The organism is Lentzea xinjiangensis (assembly GCF_900110955.1).
GTDB lineage: Bacteria > Actinomycetota > Actinomycetes > Mycobacteriales > Pseudonocardiaceae > Lentzea > Lentzea xinjiangensis.
Genome location: NZ_FOFR01000005.1, coordinates 372862 through 381769 on the forward strand (window position 1 = coordinate 372862; position 8908 = coordinate 381769).

At 70.5% G+C, this 8908-nt stretch carries 11 protein-coding genes; 2 read left to right on the plus strand and 9 right to left on the minus strand.

Going from position 1 to position 8908, the window contains the following annotated elements; all coding sequences use genetic code 11:
- Positions 1 to 119: 119 nt before the first annotated feature.
- From BMW88_RS15110 to BMW88_RS15140, 7 genes are all read right to left on the minus strand, one after another.
- Positions 120 to 890 (minus strand): SDR family NAD(P)-dependent oxidoreductase, encoded by a 771-nt coding sequence (locus tag BMW88_RS15110; RefSeq protein ID WP_089951326.1) that lies wholly within the window; start codon positions 888 to 890, stop codon positions 120 to 122.
- Entirely contained in the window at positions 887 to 1834 is a 948-nt protein-coding gene (locus tag BMW88_RS15115; RefSeq protein ID WP_089951327.1) for an NmrA/HSCARG family protein, read from the minus strand. The genes BMW88_RS15110 and BMW88_RS15115 overlap by 4 nt, the downstream gene beginning before the upstream one ends.
- A gap of 108 nt (positions 1835 to 1942) precedes the next feature.
- Positions 1943 to 2431 carry a DUF6346 domain-containing protein gene (locus tag BMW88_RS15120; protein ID WP_089951328.1) on the minus strand — a complete coding sequence of 163 codons (489 nt, stop codon included), beginning with the start codon at positions 2429 to 2431 and terminating at the stop codon, positions 1943 to 1945.
- On the minus strand, positions 2428 to 3486 hold the full coding sequence (locus BMW88_RS15125) for a hypothetical protein (RefSeq protein WP_089951329.1): 1059 nt from the start codon (positions 3484 to 3486) through the stop codon (positions 2428 to 2430). The genes BMW88_RS15120 and BMW88_RS15125 overlap by 4 nt, the downstream gene beginning before the upstream one ends.
- Complete coding sequence (locus tag BMW88_RS15130) at positions 3483 to 3782, minus strand: hypothetical protein (protein ID WP_089951330.1); 300 nt, start codon at positions 3780 to 3782, stop codon at positions 3483 to 3485. The genes BMW88_RS15125 and BMW88_RS15130 overlap by 4 nt, the downstream gene beginning before the upstream one ends.
- The gene (locus BMW88_RS15135; protein WP_089951331.1) at positions 3779 to 4303 is read right to left on the minus strand and encodes a YbaB/EbfC family nucleoid-associated protein; all 525 of its coding nucleotides are present in this window, start codon (positions 4301 to 4303) and stop codon (positions 3779 to 3781) included. Before BMW88_RS15135 ends, BMW88_RS15130 begins: the two co-directional genes overlap by 4 nt.
- Positions 4304 to 4434: 131 nt before the next feature.
- On the minus strand, positions 4435 to 5037 hold the full coding sequence (locus BMW88_RS15140) for a TetR/AcrR family transcriptional regulator (protein ID WP_089951332.1): 603 nt from the start codon (positions 5035 to 5037) through the stop codon (positions 4435 to 4437).
- Positions 5038 to 5159: 122 nt separating this feature from the next.
- Between BMW88_RS15140 and BMW88_RS15145 the strand changes: the two genes are divergently transcribed.
- Positions 5160 to 6626, plus strand: coding sequence for an amidase (locus tag BMW88_RS15145; protein WP_089951362.1), 1467 nt, complete (start codon positions 5160 to 5162; stop codon positions 6624 to 6626).
- 172 nt (positions 6627 to 6798) lie between these two features.
- Positions 6799 to 6945: a hypothetical protein gene (locus tag BMW88_RS41845; protein WP_177221113.1), complete on the plus strand. Its 147-nt coding sequence runs from the start codon at positions 6799 to 6801 to the stop codon at positions 6943 to 6945.
- Here BMW88_RS41845 and BMW88_RS15150 read toward each other — a convergent pair.
- Positions 6906 to 8096, minus strand: a complete 1191-nt coding sequence (locus tag BMW88_RS15150) for a cytochrome P450 (protein ID WP_089951333.1) — start codon at positions 8094 to 8096, stop codon at positions 6906 to 6908. The two genes, BMW88_RS41845 and BMW88_RS15150, sit on opposite strands and share 40 nt — an antisense overlap.
- A gap of 56 nt (positions 8097 to 8152) precedes the next feature.
- Positions 8153 to 8908 (minus strand): adenosylhomocysteinase (locus BMW88_RS15155; RefSeq protein WP_089951363.1); only part of this gene is annotated, 756 nt, incomplete at its 5' end.

The following is an 8908-nucleotide window of genomic DNA, read 5'->3' on the forward strand; positions in this document are numbered from 1 at the left end:
CCTCGGTCTGTTCGATGACCTTGTGGTCATCCTGCAGTGAAGTCACGTCCGGCGCGCCGGGAAATGGGCGAGCGTCCCACGTCCATGCGTGCTCGTCCACGCGCGGGATGCGGTGGCGGTCAGGTGGTGAAACCGCCGTCAGCGTTGATCGTCGAACCCGTGATGAACGCGGCCTCCGGGCTCGCCAGGTAGGCGATGAGCCCGGCGATCTCGTCGGCCGTCCCGTACCGCCCCACCGGCGTCGCGGGCAGCATCGTCCGCGCCGCGAGACCGGCGGCCGGGTTCGTCTCGGTGTCGACCGCGCCTGGCTGGACGACGTTGACCGTGATGCCCCTCGGCGCGAGCTCACGCGCCCACCCGCGGCTCAGTCCGGCGAGCGCGGCCTTGGTCATGCCGTAGACCGCCATCTCGGGGAACGGGTTGCGGTCGGCGAAGACGCTCCCGGTCGTGATGATCCGCGAACCCGGCCCCATGTGCCGCAGCGCCGCCTGCACCGCGGCGAACACACCGCGCACGTTGACCGCGACCATGCGGTCGAAGTCGTCCAGGCTCAGCCGCTCGGTGGCGGCGAACATCCCGATGCCCGCGTTGTTGACCAGGACGTCCAGGCCGCCGAACTCCTCGACGACGCGCGAGACCGCCGCCTGGACCTGGCCGGCATCGCCGTTGTCGGCGCGGATGGCGACCGCGCGGCCGCCTCCGCCGTTGATGTCCGCGACCAGCTCGTCCGCCGCCGCAGGCGAGCTGGTCCAGGTGACGGCCACGCCGCTGCCGTGGCGCGCGAGACGGCGGGCGACGGCGGCGCCGATCCCGCGGGACCCACCGGTGATCAGCGCTGTCCGCCCGGCGAGGTGCTGGACTGTCGCGAGTGGACTGCCGACCGCGGTCATGCGGCCCTGACCGCGTCCACGTGCTCGGCCAGCCAGGTGCGGAAGTCCTGCAGGCGCGGGTTGAGCGAGCGGACCAGCTCCAGGTCGCGCGCGCCGACGAAGTCCCGTTCGCCCTCGACGTAGAACTGGAACATGTTCCCCAGCTCGTCACCGGCCGGCAGCCCGAGCGAGCGGAGCTGGTCGTGGGTCAGCGGCCGGTAGTCGACCGGCTCCCCCAGCGCCTCGGCGAACGCCGCGGCGTACTGCGCACCGGTCAGGTGCTCACCCGCGATGCTCACCGTCCTGCCCACGTACTCCTCGCCCGCGGCGAAGACCCCGTAGGCGGTGCGGCCGATGTCCTCCGCCGCGATCCCCGCCAGCCGGGCCTGCCCCATCGGCAACGTGAGCACCAGCCGCCCGTCCTCACCCCGGCGCGGCCCGGACCCCTGGGTGAACCCCTCCCAGTAGAACGTGCTGCGCAGGAAGGTCGTCGGCACCCCCGAGTCGCGGAAGAACGCGTCCGCCTCGGCCTTGGCGTCGAAGTGCGGCACCGTGTAGCGGCCCTGCAACACCGGAACCCGTTCGTCGGAGACCGGGATGACCTCGCGGGTGTCCTCCAGCGTCGACCAGACCACATGGGCCACCCCGGCCGCCTTCACCGCCCGCGCGGCCCTGGCCGCCTGCGCCAGCTCCACCTCCGCCGACATCGACTCCCAGAAGTTCGTCACCACGAACGCCCCGTGCGCACCTTCGAAGGCCGCCTCCAGCGACGCCTCGTCCTCCAGCGACGCCTCCACCACCTCCGCGCCCCGTTCCGCGAGCGCACGCGCCTTCGGCGAGCCCGCGTCACGCGTGATCGCCCGCACCGCGAACGGCCCGTCCGCGGCGTCGAGCACCGCCCTGACCAGACCTCCGCCCTGCGCACCGGTCGCCCCCAGCACCGCGATGACCTTCTTGCTGCTCATGACACTCCCTCACCGAGGTCACCGCCCTACGCGGCAACTTACCTAGTCGAACAGGTAAGTTGCCCGCAGGATTCCGGCGAGGGGTGTGAGCTGGACCACGCTTCGGGCTCAGGTCTGGGGCGGCTCGTACCGGATCGGCATGCGGCGCTTGCGCCGAGGAGCGTCGGGCCACACGTGACGGGCGATCCAGACGTTCAGGAACAGGAAGCCGATCGCGAAGGCGAAGGTGGACAACCAGCCGAGGAGCACCGCGCTCTGCGATCGCACTTCCGGCTGCAACGACCCGCCGTGCCGCACGGTGTGGACGGCGTACTGCTTGCCGATGTCCGCGGGCGTGAGCCATCCCGTCACGGTCGAGGTGTAGGTCTCCCCGGTCGACCTGACCCGGACGTCGACCCGGCACTCGTGGTGGAAACCGAAGCCCCGCCACGCCACCGGGCCGCGGCGTTCGCAGGACTTCGCCGTGGCCACCAGATCGGCCTTCGCCAGGTCGCCCGGTTCCACCTGGTTCCAGAAGTGGGTGAAGATCGTGGCGCCGAGCAGGTAGCCGAGCAGCGGGATGACCAGGGCGACGAGGACGCGCCGGAGTGCGTTCATCCGCCTCGCTCCTCCTTCTCCTGGTCCGCTTTCAGCTCGCGCCAGTCCTTCCAGCCCCGGTTGTCCACGATCTTGGCGCCTTCCTTGCGGAACTCCTCGGCCATGGCGGGACCGATGTCCTTGGGCAGGCCCGTGACGCCGTCGACGACGACCTTCTTCGCGCCCGCTCCCGCGTCCCTCAGCATCGCGCCGACGTTGAAGTCCTTCATCGCCCGCGCGATGTCCGCGTTCGCACCCTGCTTGAGCACGGTGACGAAGTCATCGCCGCGCTTGGCGAGGTTGACGCCGGCGTTGGCGAGGACGTCGTCGAGCTTCTTGAACAGACCACCCGCCTTGCCGAACGCGCTGGTGAGCTTGCGGCACCACTCGATGCACTTCTGCGCGTAGCGCACCGCGACGGGGACACCCTCGGCGAAGGCACCCGCGATGCCCGCGCCCAGCGCCGCCATGGCGGGCGCCCAGCGGATGCAGATGCTGATCAGCTTGCCGATCGCCTCGGTGATCAGGTCGCGCACGATGTCGCGGACCACCTTGAGGATGGTCTTGCAGATCGTGATCAGGATCGACATCCCGCGCGCCGCCGTGCCGACGGCACCGTAGGTGTCCGCGCGGTCGGCACCGAACTCGCGGTACTTCGCCGAGTCCGCGCCCGCCCATTGCCCGGCGTCGTCGTTGACGGCGTTCTTGAGGTCGGTCGAGATCTCGTCGAGGTAGCTCGACACCGACGACCACGTCTGCGCCATGCCGTCGAGGGTCTGCTGGTCGCCGGTCAGCCAGTCGAGCGGTTCCTTGAGGAAGCCGATGTGCTCGAACATCCAGCCGAAGCCCGCGCTGATCAGGTACGCCAGCGGATCGGTCAGCACCTTGCCGATGTCACCGGCCGCGCCGGCGAGGTTGAGCAGGCCCTCGGCCCAGTTTCCGTCGGAGAAGCCGCTCACGGCCTCGGTCACGTCGTGGAACAGCCCCGCGCCCTCGGTCGCCGGGGTGTCCTGACCCTTGCGGATCAACGGGTTCTCGACCGGCGCCGGAGCGGGCCCCGTGCTCGGAGCGCTCATGACTCACCCGTCCTGAAGCGGCCGGCCTGCTCTTCCTCGTTGTTCTGGACGTCCTCACGCCACGCCTTGACCCGCTTGTGGTGGTCGAGCGCGGCCTCGGCGGCGTCGTTGAGGGTGTTCATGGCCATGTGCTGCGCGGCCGAGCAGAGTGCCGCGAGCGGCATGCCGAGCAGACCGAACGCCTCCGGGTTCGAGGCCGCGTTGCCCGCCCCGATCGCGGTGCCGATGCGCCCGCCGATCTCGTCCACGCGCTTGGCGTGGGCGTCCATCTCGGCCAGGTCGATGCGGTAGCTCATCGCAGGATGCTCCCGTTGCCGAAGTCGTCGTCATCCTCGGCCGGACGGTGCCTCGGCGGACGAGGAGCCTGCTGCGGCCGCGGTGGAGGCGGCGTGTCGTCCTCGATGGCACCCAGGCGGGCCTCCGCCGGCCCCCAGCCCCCGCCTCCCGGCACGGAGTGCCCCGGAGGAGGCGGCTGCGCGCTGCGCAGCTTGTCCATCATCAAGTGCATGGTTTCGGAGTCGGCGCCCAGCAGCGGTGCCATCGACTCCTGGACGACGGTCGCGATTCGGCTCTGCGCCGCCTGCAGCGTGCGCATGACGTCCTGCGCGACAGCGGCACCGTCCTTGCGCTGCAACGCCTGGCCGAGCTGCAACGCGACCAGGTTGCCGGCGTCGTTCACCGTCACCACGATCTGCCCGTCCGGGCTGCGCTCGGTGACTTGCAGATTGGCCAGGTTCTCCCGGATGGCATCGCTCTTGGCCTGCGCCTGCGCGAGCTTGCCTTCGTACTGGCTGAGCAGCTGCTCAGGATCGATCATGCGTCCCCCAGGGTCACTCTCACTCAACGCGAGCAGAGAGCAACGAACCGCGCTACGCCATGCAGCCCAATCACGCAATGCCGAAGTGACGATGCGCAACGCCTTCTGCCGCAACTGATGCGCAGCTCCGGTCAGCCCGCCGCCCCGCGGCCGACGACCCCTTCGACGATCTTCGTCAGGTGCGCGCCGACGTTCTCCACGCCGCCGTTCTGCACGGCGATCTGCGCCCCTTCCATCGCGAACGTCAGCTCCGCCGCGCCCAGCTCCGGGTCCGGCAGGCCGAGGCCCGCGCACATCGCCCGCAGCCTGCCGAACTGGCGGGCCTTGTGCTCGCTGATCAGCCGTCGCGCGGGGTGGCCGGGGTCGGGCAGCTCGGCGACCGAGTTCGTGAACGGGCAGCCGCGGTGGGAGAAGTCGGGCAGGCCGTCGACGATGAACCTGCCCACGGCGCGGATCTGCTCGGCGTAGTCGCCGGGATGTGCCTGCTCGGCCGCGTCGAACGCGGCGGAGTAGTCGTGCACGACGATCTTCAGCCACTCCGCGATGAGCGCGTCCTTGGTGCCGAAGTGGCGGTAGATCGCCATCTTCGTGGTGCCGGCGCGGTCGGCGATGGCCTGCACGCCGACCCGGCCCACGCCCTCGTTGAGGAACAGCTCCTCGGCCGCGTCGAGGATGCGCTCGCGGGGAGGCAGGGTCGCGACCCTCGTCGGGCGCCGGTCTGAGGTGCTGGTCATCGGGACGTCCTCGCGAGCAGGGGTCTGGCAATGCCGTTCGGCACCGGCTACGGTACACAACCGTTCCTGACGATACCGCTCGGTATCACCCGATACTGAACGGTCCTGCGAAAGGTGTGCGGGTGAAGATCTCCGAGTACGCGAGCTGCGACGCGGTCGGCTTGGCGGAGCTGATCGCGCGCGGCGAGGTGACGACGGCCGAGGTCGCCGACGCGGCCGCGCGGGCGGTCGAAGCGGTCAACCCGCGGATCAACGCGGTGGTCGAGACGTGGCCGGCCGAGGACGACCCGGCTCCCGGCTCCGCGCCGCTGGCCGGCGTGCCGTTCCTGGTCAAGGATCTGGGCGTCGCGATGGCGGGCAAGCGCAGCGAGCTGGGCAGCCGGCTGGCCGAGGGCCTGGTCGCGGCCGAGGACTCGTTCCTGATGCGCCGGTTCCGCCGGGCCGGGCTGGTGACGATCGGCCGGACGACGACGCCGGAGATGGCCTACAGCACCACGACCGAACCGGTGTTCTCCGGCGCGACCCGCAACCCGTGGGCGCTCGACCGGAGCGCGGGCGGCTCCAGCGGTGGGTCCGGTGCGGCGGTCGCGGCCGGGATCGTGCCGATCGCGCACGCCACCGATGCCGCGGGTTCCATCCGCGTTCCCGCTTCCTGCACCGGGGTGTTCGGCCTGAAGCCGACGCGCGGCCGGGTCTCGCACGGACCGGGCGCGGACGAGATCTTCAACGGCCTCGCCGTGCAGGGCAGCGTGAGCCGGACCGTGCGCGACAGCGCGGTGCTGCTCGACCTGATCGAGGGGCCCGAACCCGGCGACCCGTATTGCGCGGCACGACCCGAACGGCCGTACGCCACCGAGGTCCAGGTGGATCCCGGAAAACTGCGTGTGGCGGTGCTGCGGCAGCCCTGGGGCGGGCGGCAACCGACCGGACCGGTGTCCGCGGCGCTGTCGGACACCGTGCGGCTGCTGGAATCCCTCGGGCACGAGGTGGAGGAGGTGCCGCTGGAGCTGGGCGTGTCCTGGGAGGAGTTCGTCCTCGGCAACGCGCGGATGTGGACGGCGAACCTCACGCCGTGGATCGACGACGTCGCCGCCGCCACGGGACGGCCCGTGGACTCGACCACGCTCGAACCGGTCGTGCTCGCCAGCTACCGGTACGGACAGCGCGTCACCGCCGAGGAGTTCGTCCGCGCCCTCGCGATGCGCAACCGGGTGGCCCGGACGTTCGCGCGCCACTTCGAGCGCCACGACCTGCTGCTCTCCCCCACCCTGCCGGAGCCGCCGGTGCCGCTCGGCGTCTACGGCGAGGGCGCGGAGGAGCTGGACGGTCTCGGCTGGCTCGACCGGCTCCTGGACCGCTCGCCCTACACCGCGGCCGCGAACGTGTCGGGGGTTCCGTCGATGTCGGTCCCGCTGGCGGCGGACCGCGGGTTGCCGATCGGCATGCAGTTCACCGCCGGATCCGGCCGGGAAGACCTGCTGTTCCGGCTGGCCGGGCAGCTCGAACGGGCCGCGCCGTGGGCACACCGCAAGCCGCCGGTGTGGGCGGGCGACCTCGCTCCCGAGGATGCCTCGGGGCCCGCCAGGTGATGTCGCCGAAGCGCTCCAGCCCGGTCCGGAGGTGCCTGCGGTAGCTGCCGAGGGGAACGTTCAACCGCAGGGAAGCCGCCTCCTGCCGCGTGGCGGTCCGGCGTGGGTGCGGACCGATCGCCGGACGTCGGGCGCTGGGCCTGGAGCTCGACTCGGCGGTCGAGAACGAGGCGTGAACCGGCTGCCCACGGGTTCCGGCCGCGCCGACCACCTCCGCCAGGTGGGCCTGCTCGTCGGCGGCGGGCAGGGACCACCCCTGCCGGCCGCCGACTCGGCAGCTCACGACGACCAGGTCACCGGCAACGAGTGGACTCCGTAGAGCAGCATGTCCGTGCGCAGCGGCACTTCTTCCGGCCGCACGTCCAGCCGGAGGTCGGGGAACTCCTGGAACAGCCTGGTGAAGCCGATCCGCATCTCGATCCGGGCGAGCTGGTGGCCGAGGCACTGGTGGATGCCGTGGCCGAAGGCGAGGTGGTGGTGCGGGCCCTGGCGGCGCAGGTCCAGCTCGTCCGGGTTGCCGGGGAACTTCCTCGGGTCGCGGTTGGCCGTGGGCAGGTGCGCCAGCACGGTGTCGCCTGCCTTGATCAGGTGCCCGCCGATCTCCACGTCTTCGAGCGCGGTGCGCAGCGGTCCGTAGTGCGGGACCGAGAGGTAGCGCATGAGCTCCTCGACTGCGTTGTCGACGATCTCCGGCTCGTTCTTGAGGATCTGCAACTGGTCCGGGTGCTGCAGGAGCGCGAACACGCCGAGGCCCAGCACGTTCGCCGTGGTCTCATGGCCGGCCAGGAGCAGCAGCAGCGCCATGTTCGCCGCTTCCTCGTCGGTCGGCTCGCCGGAGGCCAGCAGGTCGCTCAGCATGTCGTCGCCGGGGTCCGCCTTCTTCCTGGCGACCAGCTCGTGGATGAAGCCCCGGATCCGGTTCAGGGCCTCCACCAGCTCCTCTGGCGTGCTGTCCTGGCTCGCCAGCCTCTCGGTGTCCTCCTGGAACCTGTGCCGGTCGTCGTAGTCGATGCCGAGCAGCGCGCAGATCACCAGGGACGGGATCGGGAGGGTGAACTCCTTCACCAGGTCGGCCCGGTCGCCGAGGGAGCGCAGGTGCCGGAGCTGGTTCTCGACGATCTCGCCGATCCAGTCCGAGAGCTGGTTCATCCTCCGCACGGTGAACTGGCCCTGCAGCATCTTGCGCAGGCGGGTGTGGTCCGGCGGGTCCTGGCTGACGAACGTGCCGGGGTCGTCGGAACCCTGGAACCGCGGGTCGAGCAGGTGGTGCTTCTCCCTGCGGCTGCTGAACTTGGGACTGCCGAAGACTTCCCGCAGCTCGTGGTAGCCGGTGACGAGCCAGCCGACGTGCCCGTCGGCGAACCTCAGCCTGCTGATCGGGGCCCTCTCGCGGATCGCCGTGACCTCGGCGGGCGGGTCGAACGGGTGCTCGCGCTCCAGGGGCAGTCTGTCGGAGATCAGTTCGGTCATCTCACCCAACTTCCGGTGTTCACAGGGGAATCGCCGCTGCTCGACGTGGTCGCTCGTCAGTAGCGGTAGTGCTCGGGCTTGAACGGGCCCTCGACGTCGACGTCGATGTACTCGGCCTGCTCCTTGGTGAGCTTGGTCAGCTCGCCGCCGAGTGCCTCGAGGTGGATGCGGGCGACCTTCTCGTCGAGGACCTTGGGCAGGCGGAAGACCTCGTTGTCGTACTCCTCGTACTTGGTGAACAGCTCGATCTGGGCGATCACCTGGTTGGAGAAGGAGTTCGACATGACGAACGACGGGTGCCCGGTGGCGTTGCCCAGGTTCATCAGCCGGCCCTCGGACAGCACGATGATCGTGCGGCCGTTCGGGAAGACCCACTCGTCGACCTGCGGCTTGATGTTGTTGCGGCGGATACCGGGGTAGCGGGCCAGGCCCGCCATGTCCAGCTCGTTGTCGAAGTGACCGACGTTGCCCAGGATCGCCTGGTGCTTCATCTGCGCCATGTGCTCCACCGTCACCACGTCCTTGTTGCCGGTCGTGGTGATGATGATGTCCGCGATCGGCAGCACCGACTCCAGCCGCGCCACCTGGTAGCCGTCCATCGCCGCCTGCAACGCGCAGATCGGGTCGATCTCGGTGACGATCACCCGCGCGCCCTGGCCGCGCAGCGACTCCGCCGAGCCCTTGCCGACGTCACCGTAGCCGCAGACCACCGCGACCTTGCCGCCGATGAGCACGTCGGTGCCGCGGTTGATGCCGTCGATGAGCGAGTGGCGGATGCCGTAGCGGTTGTCGAACTTCGACTTGGTCACCGC

Excerpts from the sequence above, each read along its gene's own strand:
- BMW88_RS15120 (WP_089951328.1), bottom strand. The coding sequence starts at position 2,431 with ATGAACGCACTCCGGCGCGTCCTCGTCGCCCTGGTCATCCCGCTGCTC.
- BMW88_RS15125 (WP_089951329.1), bottom strand. The coding sequence starts at position 3,486 with ATGAGCGCTCCGAGCACGGGGCCCGCTCCGGCGCCGGTCGAGAACCCG.
- BMW88_RS15110 (WP_089951326.1), bottom strand. The coding sequence starts at position 890 with ATGACCGCGGTCGGCAGTCCACTCGCGACAGTCCAGCACCTCGCCGGG.
- BMW88_RS15150 (WP_089951333.1), bottom strand. The coding sequence starts at position 8,096 with ATGACCGAACTGATCTCCGACAGACTGCCCCTGGAGCGCGAGCACCCG.
- BMW88_RS15115 (WP_089951327.1), bottom strand. The coding sequence starts at position 1,834 with ATGAGCAGCAAGAAGGTCATCGCGGTGCTGGGGGCGACCGGTGCGCAG.
- BMW88_RS15130 (WP_089951330.1), bottom strand. The coding sequence starts at position 3,782 with ATGAGCTACCGCATCGACCTGGCCGAGATGGACGCCCACGCCAAGCGC.
- BMW88_RS15135 (WP_089951331.1), bottom strand. The coding sequence starts at position 4,303 with ATGATCGATCCTGAGCAGCTGCTCAGCCAGTACGAAGGCAAGCTCGCG.
- BMW88_RS15140 (WP_089951332.1), bottom strand. The coding sequence starts at position 5,037 with ATGACCAGCACCTCAGACCGGCGCCCGACGAGGGTCGCGACCCTGCCT.